General features: G+C 43.7%; 12 protein-coding genes. 4 read left to right on the top strand and 8 right to left on the bottom strand.

Annotated elements, in window-relative coordinates:
* Nucleotides 1-77: 77 nt before the first annotated feature.
* Complete coding sequence (locus ACX9NY_RS08370; protein WP_472478068.1) at nucleotides 78-1,307, bottom strand: multidrug effflux MFS transporter; 1,230 nt, start codon at nucleotides 1,305-1,307, stop codon at nucleotides 78-80.
* 541 nt (nucleotides 1,308-1,848) lie between these two features.
* On the opposite strand from ACX9NY_RS08370, the gene ACX9NY_RS08375 reads away from it, so the two are divergent.
* Entirely contained in the window at nucleotides 1,849-2,253 is a 405-nt protein-coding gene (locus ACX9NY_RS08375) for a VOC family protein (RefSeq protein ID WP_339255238.1), read from the top strand.
* 192 nt (nucleotides 2,254-2,445) lie between these two features.
* On the opposite strand, the gene ACX9NY_RS08380 is transcribed toward ACX9NY_RS08375, so the two are convergent.
* The gene (locus ACX9NY_RS08380) at nucleotides 2,446-3,126 is read right to left on the bottom strand and encodes a TetR/AcrR family transcriptional regulator (protein WP_339255236.1); all 681 of its coding nucleotides are present in this window, start codon (nucleotides 3,124-3,126) and stop codon (nucleotides 2,446-2,448) included.
* A gap of 137 nt (nucleotides 3,127-3,263) precedes the next feature.
* On the opposite strand from ACX9NY_RS08380, the gene ACX9NY_RS08385 reads away from it, so the two are divergent.
* Entirely contained in the window at nucleotides 3,264-4,616 is a 1,353-nt protein-coding gene (locus ACX9NY_RS08385; RefSeq protein WP_339255234.1) for an MATE family efflux transporter, read from the top strand.
* 68 nt (nucleotides 4,617-4,684) lie between these two features.
* Here ACX9NY_RS08385 and ACX9NY_RS08390 read toward each other — a convergent pair whose 3' ends face one another.
* The 6 genes from ACX9NY_RS08390 to ACX9NY_RS08415 form a co-directional block, all read right to left on the bottom strand.
* Nucleotides 4,685-5,668 carry an alpha/beta hydrolase gene (locus ACX9NY_RS08390; RefSeq protein ID WP_472478071.1) on the bottom strand — a complete coding sequence of 328 codons (984 nt, stop codon included), beginning with the start codon at nucleotides 5,666-5,668 and terminating at the stop codon, nucleotides 4,685-4,687.
* A gap of 157 nt (nucleotides 5,669-5,825) precedes the next feature.
* A complete protein-coding gene (locus tag ACX9NY_RS08395) occupies nucleotides 5,826-7,124 on the bottom strand; it encodes an NCS2 family permease (RefSeq protein WP_472478073.1) in 1,299 nt (432 codons plus the stop codon).
* Nucleotides 7,125-7,497: 373 nt separating this feature from the next.
* Nucleotides 7,498-7,626: a DUF6254 family protein gene (locus ACX9NY_RS08400; protein WP_219845137.1), complete on the bottom strand. Its 129-nt coding sequence runs from the start codon at nucleotides 7,624-7,626 to the stop codon at nucleotides 7,498-7,500.
* Between the two features lie 107 nt (nucleotides 7,627-7,733).
* Nucleotides 7,734-12,191 (bottom strand): carbohydrate binding domain-containing protein, encoded by a 4,458-nt coding sequence (locus ACX9NY_RS08405; RefSeq protein ID WP_472478075.1) that lies wholly within the window; start codon nucleotides 12,189-12,191, stop codon nucleotides 7,734-7,736.
* A 40-nt stretch (nucleotides 12,192-12,231) separates the two neighbouring features.
* Nucleotides 12,232-13,110: a carbohydrate ABC transporter permease gene (locus ACX9NY_RS08410; protein WP_253435956.1), complete on the bottom strand. Its 879-nt coding sequence runs from the start codon at nucleotides 13,108-13,110 to the stop codon at nucleotides 12,232-12,234.
* Nucleotides 13,111-13,125: 15 nt separating this feature from the next.
* Nucleotides 13,126-14,076: an ABC transporter permease gene (locus tag ACX9NY_RS08415; protein ID WP_421889768.1), complete on the bottom strand. Its 951-nt coding sequence runs from the start codon at nucleotides 14,074-14,076 to the stop codon at nucleotides 13,126-13,128.
* Nucleotides 14,077-14,222: 146 nt separating this feature from the next.
* Here ACX9NY_RS08415 and ACX9NY_RS08420 point away from each other — a divergent pair, with 146 nt between their 5' ends.
* Nucleotides 14,223-15,932, top strand: a complete 1,710-nt coding sequence (locus tag ACX9NY_RS08420; protein WP_472478077.1) for a sensor histidine kinase — start codon at nucleotides 14,223-14,225, stop codon at nucleotides 15,930-15,932.
* Between the two features lie 11 nt (nucleotides 15,933-15,943).
* Complete coding sequence (locus tag ACX9NY_RS08425) at nucleotides 15,944-17,584, top strand: response regulator (RefSeq protein ID WP_472478079.1); 1,641 nt, start codon at nucleotides 15,944-15,946, stop codon at nucleotides 17,582-17,584.
* The last annotated feature ends 23 nt before the right edge of the window (nucleotides 17,585-17,607 follow it).

The following is a 17,607-nucleotide window of genomic DNA, read 5'->3' on the forward strand; positions in this document are numbered from 1 at the left end:
GTTAGCGACTTGTAATGGAATCATATTCATTATGCCTCACGCCTCACGCCAATCCTTGGCGAGCTGTTCCTTCTATATTAAAAGTCAGCATTAGACTGGGCATGATTAGGTGTATGCTGCGAGATTTTTTTAACGAGTAGAAAATAAGTAACAATGGCAATGACACTGGTCATTAACAAAGTGAGTCCTAACGGGACGGCAGTGTCCTCACCTGCGATCCCGACCAGAGGAGCAACCAATGCACCCAGTAGAAAAGGAACAACGCCGAGCAGTGCTGCAGCACTTCCGGCCATCTTAGCTTGACTTTCCATAGCCAATGGGAATGCAGCTGTAGACGTAATACCGATTGAGCAAACGAAGAAGAACAATGGAATGACCAAAGCGAAAAGTGGACCATGAACCAAAGTTACCACCAAAGCCGCGACACTTGCTATTAAAGCAAGCCATAGCCCGGATAGTAGAAGCGTTTGCTCAGGGATACGTTTGGCCAATCGACCCACAATTTGAGAACCGATGATCAAGCTGATTCCATTCGAAGCAAACAATATAGCAAATACTGTGGGCGTAACACCATATATATTTTGGTAAATAAAAGGTGTTCCTGCTACATAAGCAAAGACCCCTGCCGTCATGATTCCCTGTGCGAGCATATAGCCAACAAACGTGCGGTCACGCATAAGCATTCTGTAATTACCCAATTGCTGTTTGAAGTCGGGAACCATACGTCTTTCGGCCGGGTGTGTTTCTTTTAAGCTCCACTTGGTCATGATCAATAAGAAAACTCCCAGGAATGAAAGCGAGATAAACACGCCAATCCATGTCGTGAAGGAAAGAATGCCACTTCCCGCAATCGGTGCTGCCAAAGGCCCCAAATTCCCTACAAGCAACAGCAAAGAGAAAAATTTAGTGAGTTCATGTCCACTATATAGATCTCTAGCTATCGCACGGGAAATGACAATTCCTGCTGATGCGGCAAATCCTTGCGTGAAACGAAACAAAATTAATAGTCCGATATTCGGAGCAAACGCACATGCCAAGGAACAAATAATGTAGGCTGCCATGCAGATCAACAATGGTCTCCGTCTACCGTACGCATCACTCAAAGGACCCATCACGAGTTGTCCTACACCTAGTCCTAACAAACAAGCAGTAAGACTAAATTGTACAAGTGATGCCGTTGTATTCATATTTTGTGCAATCTCCGGGAAAGCCGGTAAATACATATCAATCGTAAATGGACCTAATGTAGAAAATAAACCTAGTAGTATTGCGAGTCCAAAAACATTCCAATTCGTGCTCTTCGCCATGATAAATAAAATCTCCAATTCCTCATATAATTTTGCAAGCCTAATCGGAGTATAAGACATAGAGTTAACTGTAGGTCAAGTCTTGAGGTTACTAAAACAAAAAAAGCCGCTAATTAAGCGACTTTGGATGGAAGATTATTAAATTGTGTAACACTAATTAGAACCATTCGGAGGAATATTCCGGGATTGTTTGTTTCAGACACTATGTTTTTTTCGACAAACACTAATGATCGAAGGAGATAAAGGATTGAACGGTGTTTTATCCCAGTCCGAATATTAATGTTTGATCCAATCACGGAACGTGACCCAGTGCATAATCTTGTGACTTGTATCATACGTCTGTGTACCTGATACCTTGACTGTAATTCCATCTTTGTCAATAAACTCTCCCCAGGTGCTTTCCTCTTCGTTGGATAAATCGGTCCTTCATTATACCGGTTATTTCTAACTCTTACATAATCGCATGTACCCGATTATGTAATTTTGAATTTAAGTAGAGTATAGTAAGAGTGTTCAAAATATACTCTAGGAGGCTGCAGCCATGTCACAAAATATCTGGATTAACCTGCCGGTGAAAGACGTTGTGAAATCCACTACCTTTTTCAATGAGATTGGATTCCATGGGAAGAATGTTGGTAACGAGAGAGCCCAGCTTGTCATTGGCCAAACAACGATCATGCTGTTTCCAGATGCAGCGTTTGAGAAATTTACAGGTTCAAAAATCACAGATACTTCTCACAGCGCAGAAGTTATATTTTCCATTGGTGCTGACAGCAAAGAGGAAGTTGATGCTTTTATTCGAAAAGTAGAGATTGCCGGAGGAACCATCTTTGGCAAGCCGGGTGAAACGGATGGCTGGATGTATGGCGCAGGATTTGCCGACCTGGACGGTCACCGATGGAACCTGCTGTATATGGATGAGAGCAAAATGCCGAAGGGTAATTAAATTGTCGGTAACCTTTTTAAAATCACTGGCGTTGCAGCTTCCGATAGAATCATCATCTTGATCCTCGAACAACAAAGAATGATAACACCAACTAACCACTGTTTTAGCAGGTTGTTGTTATCATTCTTTGTTATTTTACCTATCTAATTACCACTCAGTAATCCTCGTTACTGTCTCCATTGCTTCACACACCTACTTCTCCTGCTCCTTGACCACTTGTTCGATCCCCAACAATATAAGCTTCAAGCCGAACTCGAACGCTCCGTCCGTTCCCATCACCTCAAACATACCGCTCTTATACATCCTGCTGAATATTCCAGCTTCCTTCTCACTCATGGCGTCCAGAAGGTGAATCATCTCTTCACCCTGAAGTTCCTCGTTGTCCTTAACAACAGCAGAGATATTACGCTGATGCTGGTAATTGTCCAGAACGAAGTAAAACACATAGTTCACAAGCGTGAGCACGGCCTGTAGTTTTTGTTCTTGCTCTAGTGGCGTCGATTCCATGCAGAGCAATATGCGGTTGGTGAACCGGATCATGTCCGGTTCGTGGGGTAGTGTCATCATCATGAGCTGGGTAGAACACGGGTATCGGCTGAGTACATTCCGTACAGTTATCGCAAGCCCTTCCATCTGTTCCTTCCAGTTCCCATCAGTCTGAAATTCATCCAAAATAATTTTGGATATCTGGTTGGCTAACCGTTGGTAAAGTGCCTGCTTGCTCTTGAAGTACCAATATAGAGATGGAGCCTGAATGCCCAGCTTGTCTGCCAAACGCCTCATGCTGAATTTTTCAATGCCCTCTTCTCCCAAAAGCTCCCATGAGGTTTCCAAAATCTTATCTTCCGAAATCTGAGGCTGTTGTTTTTTCATCGTTATCCGCCCTTTAATCTAACAGTGTAAGTTTATGCTTTACAGGTTCATAAGTTCATGATAACATCTAACACTGTAAGGTTCAATCTAACGGTGTCAGATTAAATCAAAAATTAATGATGAAAGTAGTGATCCACATGGATGCAGAAAACCTCCATTACTTTGAAAAAGCACCAATCGCCAAAGCTGTAGCTCACTTCGCTATCCCGATGATGCTGGGCACGTCAATGAGTGTCATCTATTCCATCTTGAATGCCTATTTCCTTGGTACATTGGGCAATACGGCCATGTTAACCGCGCTCGCCCTAACGTTGCCATTATTCGCAGTAATTATGGCGCTAGGCAACTTAATAGGCATAGGTAGCGGCACATTCATCTCTCGTTTGTTGGGTGAGAAAAAAGTGGATGATCTGAAGCATGTCTCTTCATTTGCCTTTTACAGCAGTTTAGTTCTTGGACTTATCGTACTAGCTGTTGGTCTCCCTTTGATCGGGCCTATTGTTCATGGGCTGGGGGCAACGCCCGACTCCTTCGGATTTACGAAAGAATATGTCACGATCATGCTTATCGGTTCTCCATTTGTCATCTTGTTTTTCACGTTGGAGAATATCGTGCGCTCAGAAGGTTCAGCAATCACGTCAATGATCGGCATGATGCTCAGTGTTGTGGTGAATATTATTCTTGATGCGCTATTCATCTTTGTGTTCCATTGGGGCGTGATTGGTGTCGCATCTGCAACAGTCATCTCCAACATGGTTGCAAGTGCATTCTACGCTTTCCAGATCAGTTATAAGAGCTCGTTCTTAACTGTCTCCTTGAAATGGTTCAAGGTTACCAAGGAGATTGTGAGCAATGTGTTCAAAATCGGAGTTCCCGTCTTTGTTATGAGTGTTTTCTTGGGTGCCATGTCGCTTATTCTTAACCTTTTTCTTGTCGAATATGGGGATCAGGCCATTGCAGGGTATGGGATTTCATCGCGTTTGTTGCAGTTTCCTGAGTTTATTCTGATGGGTCTGTGCGAGGGAGTCGTGCCGTTGATTGCCTTCTCATTTACAGCGAACAAATTACGCATGAAACAAACCATTGGATTCACGATTAAAACGATTCTGGCCCTGGCTGTCTTGTTCGGCGTTATCGTTTATCTGATTTCTGACCACTTGATTGGTTTATTTACGACTGATCCACAATTAATTGAAATGGGTAGCTACATTCTCCATGTGACCTTCTTATCCTTGTTTATTACAGGATTAACTTCGTTGTTTATTGGAATTTTCCAAGCTACAGCCCAAGGAACTGCCGCTTTTGTGATGTCCATCATTCAAGGAATTACGCTGATTCCTGTATTGTATATCGCGAATCAACTGAATGGATTTCATGGAGTGATCTGGTCACTTGTTATTGCGGATGCCGTCGCGTTTCTTGTAGGGGCCATCATGTTATATGCTTTGCGAACCAAATTACAGCCGGATATGGCACAATTGGTTCAGTAAATTTGCTGCTTGTATCAGAAAAAACCACGGTACCCATTTCGGTACCGTAGTTCAATAATGATCAATCTCTAATGGAGTTGTTTCATGTAAGATTTGAACTCTTCAGCGATCTCTTTATATTTCGTATGATGCAGGTAATGTGAACCTTCCATCGGGATCATCTTGCCCTGTGCAGACTGTTTCGCTTGCTCTTCGTGCAGCGGAATCCATTGTGGATTATGCTCGTTATTGGATTGAACGAATAGAAGCATTGGCATATCACGAGGGTAAGTGAGGTTTTCTCCATTTTTGAAATTGGAACCCAAGTGTTCCAGCTCATTGATCATTGTCGGATTAGTTGAGACTTGATTCGAGATCAACCTCATCTGTTCTCTGGTATGTTCGTCGTATGCAAGTGATGCATCTGAATCACCGCTTACTTTTGCAACTACTCTCATCAGCCCTGATTGTTTAAGAAATTTCATTAAGTTCAAAGGTAATTTAACATCCATCCCAGGTTGATTCGGAACACTGCTGTCGATCCCGACAAAAGCGGAAACTTCATCCGGATACGTGTTCACATACGTCGCTGCGTATAGTCCCGTGATGGAATGGCCCATCAAAATGTAGCGGTTAATCCCAAGCTGTTGTATAGCTTCATGAACTTCACTGACGATATTCTCCGTTGTTCTCTCCGAATCGGTTTGGTCACTTAATCCATAACCGAAAGGTTCGATTGCTACAACTCTGTAATCAGAAGTTAATTCATCGATTAACAATTTGAAGTCAATCACTGGTGATGGGGTTCCTTGCCCAGGCAAAAGCACAATCGTTTGTTCACCGCTGCCTTGAATGGATACATTCATTTTTTTTCCATCGACATTAACATATTGGCCATATGATTCAATTTTCTTTTTCTCAATCCCATTACTGATGGTATGAACAACAAACGTGATACCCATAAACAGCACCACTGCGCCGATAATACCACCCATTATTTTCAACCATAGCTTCCGTCTTTTACGCCCCTTAGTCCCCGTTATTGTTGTATCTTCTGTTTTTCCCACATCCATCTTCTCCTGTCTCTATATCTGTAGAGCCGCTCTTGCAGCATAGATATAGTGTAACCACGTAAGATGTCCCCTTCGTGACGGGAATATGAACGGAATATGAACTGCAAAAAAAGAGAACTGCTTGTTAGAGCAGTTCTCTTTAGGGTTTAGACCATTTTTAGTGGTCCAGGAATACAAGCTGAATGAAGAACAATACTGCAAAGATATAGAAGATTGGATGAACATCTTTACCTTTGCCACGAAGCAACTTGAGTACTGGATAGAAGATAAAGCCTACGCCAATCCCTGTTGCAATACTATGCGTGAGCGGAGTAAGGATGATAATCAGGAAGGCAGGAAATGCTTCTTCGAGATCATCCCATTTGATTTTGCTGATAACGTTAATCATAAAGTAGCCAACAATGATCAGTGCCGGAGAAGTGATCGCCGGAATGCTTGAAATTACACTTACGATCGGTGTGAAGAACAACGTCAGAGCAAGAAGCACACTTACCGTTACCGCCGTCAGTCCCGTTCTTCCTCCTGCAGCCACCCCTGTGCTCGACTCGATGTAAGCTGAGGTTGGGCTTGTTCCGAGCAAAGCGCCACTGGTTGTTCCTACGGCATCTGCCAATAGTGCGCCACGCGAGCGTGGAAATTTACCTTCCTTCAGCAATCCTGCTTGTTCGGCAACGCCGAGCATCGTGCCCGTCGTATCAAACAGTGTGATTAGCAGGAACGTAAATATGATTGTATACAAGCCATTCGAGAATACACCTGCCAGATCCAGTTGCAAAGCCGTTGACGTAAGACCTTGCGGCATGGATACAATGGATTCCGGCATTTGGAATAGTCCCATGATCCAGGAAAGTATCGCTGTAACCACCATGCCGATGAACAGGTAACCCTTCACTTTGTAAGCCATCAGCACAACGGTAATAATCAATCCGATAATAGTCAGATAAGCCATTGGCTCGGCCAGGTTGCCGATTGTAATCAAATTCGATTCCGAATCGGCAATAATGCCGGCATTTTGAAGACCTACCGTTGTAATAAACAATCCGATCCCTGCTGTTATGGCATGTTTTAAGCTTGCAGGAATGGCATCTAGCAACATGTAACGGAATGAAGTAAGTGATAAAATAATAAACAAAATCCCTGCGATAAATACCGCTCCCAGTGCAACCTGCCAAGACACGCCATACCCGGCAACGACGCTATATGCAAAGAATGCGTTCAGTCCCATACCCGGCGCGATGACGATGGGATAATTGGACCATATGCCCATAATCAGGGTTCCGACAATACTTGCCAGTACCGTTGCTATGAATACTCCGTTAAAGTCCATGCCCGTGCTGCTAAGTATACCTGGGTTTACGATCACTATGTATACCATTGTAAAGAATGTTGTAATCCCCGCGATAATCTCTGTGGGAATGCTCGTACCTCTTTCTTTTAGTTTGAACCAATTGTCCATGCTAAAGCCAGCCTCCAACTTTCAATTTATACTCCAAGCTAAAAACAAAAAATCCTAATCTTCATATAGGATTGTATTATTAACGCTCCCATATTCGTCGTTAGGATTAAAGATTTAACAGCTATGCTCTATACGAAACATAAAAACGAAACATAAAGATACTCATCTCTGTTTTAACCTGAAGTCCATTTCGTATTCTAATTAAAATAACATGCAATGTCAACGATTTGATAATTTGTTCACAGTTATTTACGAACTATATCTGCACTATATCTTATGTTCATTCGTTTTTAGGACAATGTGTATACACTTAGCACTCCATGTTTACAACGTATAAAAAGACTGCCAGCAATGTTCACTGGCAGTCTTTCGTTTAATTCGTAGTAGGTTTCTCTTCATACTCGCTGGATAATTCTTTTAGCGATTTGATTTTACCATGGGGATGCTGTTCTTGCTTTCGTGACTTCCAGGCAGCTTCTTTTCGTTTCTTCTGGTCAGCCATAAAAGAGATCCTCCTCTGGAAACTGAGATGTGTACTACCTCTTTATGATGTCACTATAAGGCAACTTTATTCTACGTTTTTAGCTACTAAGAGGATGAGAGTAGAAGCTAATTGGCAGGACCCAGATTAATCAAGCTGACATCGGACAAAGAGACAGTTGTGTTACCGTCTTCTGCGCCGTCGATGTTACCCAGATCAAATGAGATGCGAGTATTCGCATAGCTGGCTTCTGTTGCATCAAATGTAAACGTGAACTCCTGTTCTTCTGGAGTCAAATCAACTCGTGCCCCAAAGAATCCATGCCATTCATAGTTGGCAGCTGCGTCGACCCATCCAATTCCCAAACCCACTTTTCTGGACTTCTCTGCTTTGGCTTTAAACGTTAATTTGTATTTAAAACCTTGCTGTATGCCAAATCCTTCATTGATGACTTGACGATCCCAGGGGTTCTGTCCAGCATTACCAATCTTGGCAAGAAGCTGTTGATTGCTAACTTGCATCTCAAGATCAGCTGCATTACCATCCGCGTAGGTAAACCAACTGTCTTTACCTTTGGAGAAGTCTCCATTGGAAATAAGATTAACATGAGCTGGTTGCCCTCCTTGATCTGCATTCGGATTAACTTCATATAACTGAATGTTATGGATGTTAATCGAGTGTTCACCTGCAGGTAACGGATATCCTAGTCCGAATGCAAGTACGGCTGCCGAATCAGAAGTATCTCCCATGGTGACGGTATAACTATACGACTGTGGATCAGAAGTTAATTCCACTTCTTCTTCGAAATACTTCACAAAATCCCCTGCATTCTGAGAAAGGACCGCTTGCATAGATTTAGGACTGGAAGCAGATGCCTCGAAGGTAAGTCGATATGATTTATTTGCATCCAGTTCGATCTCACCTTGTTGCAGCAATGCATCCCACCAATGTTCACTTGTACCAGGCAAGTTGATCGTTAATCCTTCGCCCTCTTCATGTGAAGCTGTCAGATCATTAGGAATTAGCTCCCAATGATTCAGATCTGCTGTAAGCTGGCTGTTTTGAACTTTGTTTAGTGAGATATCCACCCAACGGGTATTATAATTTGCTCCTTCAAAATTCACATAATAGGATTTGTCTTCTGCCAAGTTGACCCCTGGGAAATACACGGTTTTGTACGTTTGCCATCCCCCTGTGTCTCCGAGATTCACTTCGGACTGAGCAACGATTGTACCTTGTTCATCCTGAATGCTGAATCGTACTTCAGAATCACTTTTACCACTGGCCATTCGGGCAGAGAGTACATATTCCCCCTCTTGGGCTACATCGATTTTATATTGCAACAGATCTCCCTGATCCATGTAGCTGACGTGTTTGCCGCCTTCGACGGAGTCCTCCAGTTGCAAACCTTGCATCATCCAGGCTTCGGTTGCAGGGATATGTGCGTAGCCATTCACGGACAGCGGTTTGCCTCGTTTGGTCAGACGCACATTGTCCACATATACCTTGCCGTTGGAACTTCCGAATAACAGTCTAAGTTCTGATTGTGCGATTGCTGGCCCATCTCCAACGATGATCTCTCCGGTATACGTTTTCATTTCTTGGCTCAATGAGAGGTTTTGTCTTTGATGAACCTGCACCGTATGCCCATTACTGCTGACAAGATCGATATCCATACTTCGTGGTGAATCTGCCTTGGCATCAAAGGAGAATCCATACGTTGAATTCGCCTCCAGTTGCAACTCCGGTTGGTTCACCGAAACCTGTTGTGGTTCACCATTTGTCTGCGTAACATCAACAACCAGTTGACGCTCCATAATCGGGAATTTCAAGAAGTTATTCACGCTGATTTTGGCTTCAGCATTTTCCTGAACACTGGTGGTCCAGAAACCGAGACGTTCCTTGCCTTGATCAAATGTACCATTGTAGATGAAATTGCCATCAGGCAGTGTATTTCGTTCTACAACTAATGAATCAGCCTCACCCACTTCAATCAGTCGAACATTGGCAAGCCAAACGGTTTTATCATCCAATCCCAAATTAAATTCGAATCTGGCATTATTATCTGATCCATCCCGCATATTGAAGGTATAGTCATAGGGTTGCCAATCAGTCGTGAGTTCAAAGGTGTTCTCACCCGAATAATTCGTCCAACTTTTTTCGAATTGGTTCACTTTGGACATAATCGTGCGGTTAGCAGAAGCCTTCGCATCAAACTGTATCTTGTACTTTTTGTTTTTCTTCATGTACATGGGCATTTGAGTAAGTTGAACCGAATAGTTCTCAGTCCCTGATGCATCAATACTAACTTGTGCTGCTTTGCCTTTCTGCTCATCCTCTACAACTTGCACACTGCCCGCTCCGTCAGCATTCGTAATAAATTTCCACTGCAGAGGCACTCCATTTTCTTCAGACCCTTCCGTAAAACGATCATTGTAGATTAGATTGCCATCGGCTTGTGGTTCACGCTGTTGTACAGGCTCGATGGGATTGGTTGTTACATCAGGCCATGTGTTGAGATTCTTATAAGAGTACACACGTACAAAATCAACATTCATCGTTTCAGAAGTGAAGTCGCTCTCGGGGGAACCCGGCCAGTCTCCGCCAATTGCCAGATTCAGAATCAGATAGAATGGACGATCGAATGGTGCAGGGAACGTATAATACTCAGGTTGGCCCGCGGCCTTGGTTTGCCAGTTAGTCACTTCATGATGCAGTTTACCGTCTACATAAAAGCGGATCATGCCCGGCAACCATTCCACCTGGAAATCATGATAATCGTCAGCAAACGTTTCTCCCTCCGGAAGAGTAAGGCTTCCCTGATCATGTCCATGGGAACCATCAGGCTTCACACTATCATAGTGCAATGTGCTATATACCTTGTTATTACTCTCATTGCCACCAATGAGCTCCATAATGTCGATCTCACCAGATGCTGGCCATCCGCCATAATGTGCTTCATCCGTAGGCATCATCCAGATGGCAGGCCACATGCCTTTTTCAATAGGAAGCTTCGCACGTACTACCACTTTCCCGTAGGTCCAGTCGCCTTTTCCCATAGAGATCAGTTTGCCGGAGCTGTAATCCTTACCATTTTTCGGACCTTTTTTCGCTTCAATCTGTAACACGCTTCGGTTCTGATCTTTCGTAATACGAGTGTTATCCGGGCTGTAATACTGCATTTCATTATTATAAACCAGACCTGTATCCTGCACGGTCCATTTGGAGGCATCAATCGCAGGCCCGTTGAACTCATCATTCCAGACCAGTTCCCATTGATCATGCGGAATCGTTGTAGCAGGCACCGGTTTTTCACCCGCAGGATTGCTTGGTGTCGATGGGTTGGATGGTGTTTGCCCTCCTGGAGCAGATTGCGTTGGCGTGTTTGCCACACTCGTAGAATCCCCAGGCTGTGACGATGCAGGTTGCTGAACTTCCCCTGCCATGGATGTACGCAAACCTTGTTTCACTTTCTCTCCATTAATAACAACATCATTCGCATCAACACTTAATTGTTGAATCGTACCTTTGGTATCCACTCGGGTCTGAGTCGCTTCTGCATGAATATTCATAGAATTAATGAGGCTGTCTGAAGAGATTTCCAGAATGGATTTTTGCATGACATGCAGATCCTGAATGTTACTTTCTCCCGCAATGGTAACTCTGACGGGTTCACCCCGTTTGTCAACGACCACTCGATTCAACTTGGAGTTGCTAATGTCGATGGAATGACTGCCTCCGCCTTTAATAATGACACTTCCTGTAACGGTTACGCCTTGGAGCACCACAGAACCCTCACCTATTCCTTCTGCCAGCAGAAGATTTCCATTGACGATCATATTTTTTAACGTGACATCCGTCGATTTAATAATCAAGTTGCCATCCACCCGGGACTCATATATACCAGGAGCACTTTTCAGATCGGTAATCATCGCCGACAACATGGCTGCTGTCTCTGCTCGAGTAATCGGAGATTTCGGATTTAATTTACCTTGGAAGCCATTTAAAATATTTTCTTTCACCAGATAGGTAAGCGCTTTCTTTGCATAACTGGAAATATCATCTGCATCCTGAAATTCCAATCGTTCATTATCTTCACTTGTAACCGTTGAAAGCTGAAACGCTCGATCTACCATAACTGCTGCATCTTGGCGGGTAATCGGTTGTTTCGGTGAGAGATGTTCACGGTCTGTGCCTTCGATGATGCCGGAACCATTCGCTCGTACCATTACGTCATAGTACCAATCGTCTGAAGTCATATCCGCATACGAATCAATCGTCGCTTTCCCCGTGAAACCAAAGGCCCGATCCAAAATCATAACGAATTCAGCTCGGCTAATTTCCTGATTAGGCTTGAATGTACCGTTCGTATAACCTTTCAATACATTCAACTCTTGCAACCGTGTAACTGCAGATTGTGACCAATGCCCGGTGAGGTCTGTATAGGGAACAGAGGAGTGCAGGCTTTTCGCCTGCACATTTCCCACCTCCGCTTGACCCTTTACACTTTCTGCTCCAGCAGTTGCTGGATAAACAAGTGAAGCCATTAAACTTGATGCGACCAACCATGCCAGTCCTCTTCTCATCGTACTTCCTCCCTCAGCTAGTTATCCTTGCATAGTCTAGCTATTCCTTGACTGCTCCAATAACAATTCCCTTTACGAAGAAACGTTGTAAAAACGGGTATACCATCAGAATCGGAAGCGCACCGATAAAGATCTGTGCTGCGCGTACGGTCCGCTGCGAGATATTCTCCAACATGGAAGGATCCACGTTGATTTTGCTGAGATCTTGCTGAACAATAATAGTCTGTAACAGAGAAGCAAGCGGATAGTTTTTAATATCAGACATGTAGATCATTCCGTCGAACCAGGAGTTCCACTGATACACCATTGTAAACAAAGACAAGGTTGCGATCGCCGGAAGCGACAGTGGAACGTAGACCAGAATCAACGTTTTGATATGACCTGCTCCATCCAGATAGGCTGCTTCTTCAAGTTCTTTCGGCAGACCACGGAAGAAGTTCATCATCAGAATGACGTTCCACACGGACAGCGCGCCGGGCAGAATAAGCGCCCAGATCGTATTCATCAGACCAAGCTTCTGAATCAGAATGTAACTGGGAATCAGACCGCCGCTGAACAAAATGGTGAATACAAAGAACCATGTATACAACGAGCGACCTTTAAAGCTGATATCTTCCTTCGACAACGGAAATGCGGTAATGAGCATGATGACCATACCGATGATCGTGGCAAGCACAGTCCGTTTAAGAGACACCAGAAGCGAGTTGATAAAATTTGAATTTCCGAAAGTTTTCACATAAGCGTCCGTTGTGAAACCAATGGGCCAGAAGCTGACCAGATTCGATGATGCCGGCGCCATACTGCTGAATGAAACAGCCAATATATGAATAATTGGTAAAATGCAGAGTAACGATAATATCCCAAGAAAAGTATAGTTAGCGATGCTAAATATGCGGTATCCTTTTGTTTTATAATACAAGCCCTTTTCTCCTCTCTAGAAAACTCGATAATTAGCCAGTTTGTAAGCCATTCTGTACGATATAACAATCAAAATGGTAGCTACCACTGATTTGAATAACCCCACTGCTGTGGCAAAACTCATCTTCCCGTTCAAGATCCCGAGTCGATATACAAAGGTGTCAATGATGTCGCCTTTGTCATACACAAGTGGATTGTACAAGTTGAACACCTGATCAAATCCGGCGTTCAGGATATTGCCGATAGAGAGCGTCATCAATACAATTGTGATTGGCATCAATGCTGGAATTGTAATGTGCAGCGTCTGTTTGAAGCGGTTGGCCCCATCCACCTCGGCAGCCTCGTAGAGCGCAGGATTGATTCCGGATAGAGAAGCCAGAAATACGATCGTACCAAAACCAAATTCTTTCCAGACATCGCTGACGATTAGCGTAATACGGAACCATGTGCCATCTCCCAGGAAGAAGATCGGTTCTCCTCCAAAGGCTACGACAAGCTGGTTCACCATGCCGCCCTGAGGAGACAGGATGTCGAGCAGAATCCCACCGAGAATAACCCATGACAGGAAATGTGGCAGATACACAAGCGTTTGACTCACTCTTTTGAATGCCGTCAAGCGAACTTCATTGAGCAAAATGGCAAACAAAAATGGGGCGAACAGTCCCGCGATGATTTTGAAAAATGCAATGACTAGTGTATTCCAGATCACCTGACCTACATCCGGATATAAGAATAAATATCTAAAATTGTCCCAACCAACCCATTTGGATTCAGAAAATCCCAAGTAAGGCTTAAAATCCTGAAAAGCAATTACAATGCCGCCCATCGGTATGTACTGAAACACCAGTGCCAGCAATACGGCTGGTACGAGCATCATATGCAAGGTCCAATTCCGTTGCATATTCCAGCGCTGTTTGACCCTGGTGGAGCGCCGTTTATGCGGCGTTTCTAACGTATGTTCCTTCACTCCTGCATCCCCCATGTTCTAAAATTTATATTTTACAAGTCATCGTGAACTTGTATATTAAAATTATAGCAATGGAAATTTGCGATCTATATCCTAATATTGCAACAACGATATCACTATTTTAATGAGATTAAGGAGGTTGAACTTTGCTCACACGCATGAATGTCTTTACCAAAATTACATTGTTGTTTGTGATGCTGCTTATTTTGGTATTGTTTCTCTACACGTACTCGAACCGGGAAAGCGTACGAGTTATCGAACATGAGATTCAGAACAACACGATGAATCATCTTTCGACATTTGCGGATTCAGTAGAATCCAATATATACCAATTGTCATTATATGGGATGTCTATTGGACAAGATTCCAGTATTCAGGAATATCAACGTCCCGACTACAAGGACATACCTTATGAACGTGTAAAAGTCGGAAGCGCCATTCTGGAGAAGATGAATCTGTATAACGCAGCGAGTAAATGGCACTCGACGATTACGCTGTACTTCCCCCGGATGAAGAAAGTGATATCAACGGATTATTATGCCTATATTCCCTATAGGGATAACGAATTCACGGAGCCGCTGTCCCAGTCGTGGACCTATGCCGATCATCAGTTTATCTGGTATACGACCGATCCAACGACAGCGATGGCGAAACCCGGCAAAGCTCGGTTAATTACCAAAATCAGTTTTCCGGATTACCATTTAACCGCACTGCTGAATCAAAACAAGTTAAACAACAAGGGTGATCCGTTTATGTTCCACCCGGATTATGGTTTAATCAGTAATAGCTCCGGAAAGGATACCTTGAAGGCCATCCTGCCCTCTCTGAAAGAAGCAGATCTGAAAACCAGTGGTGGATTCAGCACAACGTTGAACAAGACGGAATATTACGTCTCTTACATTCAATCCAAGAGCCTTGGCTGGTACTATGTTGACTATGTTCCCATGCAGCAAATATTAAAACCGATTACGAGCAGCCGGAATCTCTTTTACGCTTCAATTGCGGTTCTGATCGTGATGAGTGTTGTTGTGCTGTATACACTCTATCGCAGTGTGCAACTTCCACTTCTACAGTTAGTGAAAGGAACGAATCGTTTATCCACCGGGGATTTTTCCGTTCGGTTGCATCATACGGCGAGGAATGAATTTAGTCTTTTATTTGCACGTTTCAACATCATGGCACAACGAATTCAAGAGTTAATCGAGAATGTATACGAGGAAAAATTGAGAAGTCGCGAAGCCACGCTTAAACAGCTTCAATCGCAGATTAATCCGCATTTTCTCTATAACTGTCTCTTCTATATCAAGAACATGGCCCGAATGAAAAATGAGAAAGCTGTGGTAGCCATGGCACTTAATCTGGGAGAGTATTACCGATACATAACCAGGTCTGAAAAGGATCAAGCCACGCTTCGGGAAGAGTTGACGATGGTCAAAAATTATTTGGAAATTCAGTCACTGCGATTGGAACGAATGCATTTTACAATCGACGTCCCCCATGCTATTTTGGATAAAACAGTTCCCAGACTGACCCTTCAGCCTATTATTGAGAACGCTATTATTCATGGTTTGGAACCCAGATCCGAGAATGGTGAGATCAAAATTTATGCCGATTGCGAGAATGATGTGTACACGATTACAGTGGAGGATAGCGGGCTTGGCATGTCTGATGAACAGCTTGAACAATTAAGGAATAATCTTACCAAACCTCTGGATGAGAACATGGGATGTGGCACATGGAATGTCCACCAACGCTTGTCTTTTCTCTATGGTGATGGATCAGGACTGGCCTATGATCATTCTGAATCAGGTGGGATCAAAGTTAACATCGTATGGCACGACAATACTAACAAGTAGGTGAGCAACTCATGCTGCAATTATTACTAGTGGACGATGAACGATCAGTCGTGGAAACGCTGGCCGAGACCATTCCGTGGGAAAGCTGCGGGATTGGCACAGTACATGAAGCCTTATCCGGTTCGGTAGCGTTGGAAATCATGGAAAACCACGACATTGACATTGTCATTACAGATATACGAATGCCCGAAATGTCAGGTATAGCGCTTATTACAGCGATTCATGAAAAATGGCCCCATGTACAGACGATTCTGTTATCAGGTCATGCTGATTTTGAATATGCAAAACAGGCTATCGCCCAGGAAAGCTTTGATTACTTGCTAAAACCGGTTAGCGATGAAGATCTTATTGAAACGGTCCAACGCCTCGTTCATCGAATTAAAGAAAAGTGGGAAACGGCAGCCTCCCATCAACGAGCTTTACACGCCTTTCAGGATCACCTGCCCTTGCTTCAATCCACAATGCTGCATGAATTGCTGACTGGAAAAGTCTATGATCCGAAGACACTGGCAGACAAGCTTGATCTGCTGGAGCTTCCCTACTCCATAGGTGAAGATCTGGGTATGCTGGTTATTCGCATGGAGAAACATCTATCTGAAATGGCACACGGTGACCTGGCCCTAATGGAATATGCGATATGTAATATCATTAGTGAAGTCATGCATAATCATTTCCATATCTGGCACACACGAGACGTTCACGATTACATTGTTGTTCTGGTTAGCATGAAGCACTCCACAACGATGAGCTATAACAGGAACGAGACACCTCAGACCCTGCTTGAGCAGTATGCTGCTCAGATTCAAACGAATGTTAAGTTATACTTGAAGGGTGCGATCTCGATTTCTGTCTCTAACTGGGGCAAGTTCCCTTACGAAATAGGGGAAATCTATGAGCGGGCCGTTATGTCCATGCGTAAACGGATGGGGCAAGTTCAAGGCTTGTTTGTCACAGCTTCCGATGAAACGGACGCCAATCCGCTTCATACGATCAGGTCACTTTATCAGCCGCCAACGTTGATCAGTCTATTGGAAGCTGGGCGGTTTGAGGATGTGGAACAAAAAATCAGGCATATTTTTGAGGAATTGCTGCATTCGAGTGAACATCATGATATTGCGGAGTCAACCATTGAGGTGTATTTTGCGCTTGCTGGTGCATTTGCGTACATCATTCATAAAAATGGTAAACAAATATCATCATTGATTCCAGCAGAGTCCAATCGTTATTTTCATGCTCCTAGCTATTCTACTGCACAGCAGTTGCAGGACTGGTCCATACGTACACTTTATTACATACGAGATGATGCCGAACAAGAGCTCAAAGACAATCACAGCACTATTGTACGCAGCGTCAAGAGTTTCGTAGACCTTCATCTGGCCGGAGATGTATCACTGCCTGCCATTGCTGACCATGTGCATCTGCATCCAGTATACCTGTCCAAGGTATATAAGGCGGAGACCGGTGAAGCACTTACTGCCTATGTATACCGATTAAGGATGGAGAAAGCAGCCTATCATTTGCGAACGTCAACTGCCAAGGTATTTGAAATTGCTGAACTTGTTGGTTACAACAATACCGCCTATTTCATACGAGTTTTCAAGAAATTTTATGATCTTACTCCTCAAGAATATCGGGAAAATCTGCCGGTTTAGGCAATACTCCGACCAGATTTTAC

The sequence above is a fragment of the Paenibacillus sp. CB74 genome, assembly GCF_055687625.1.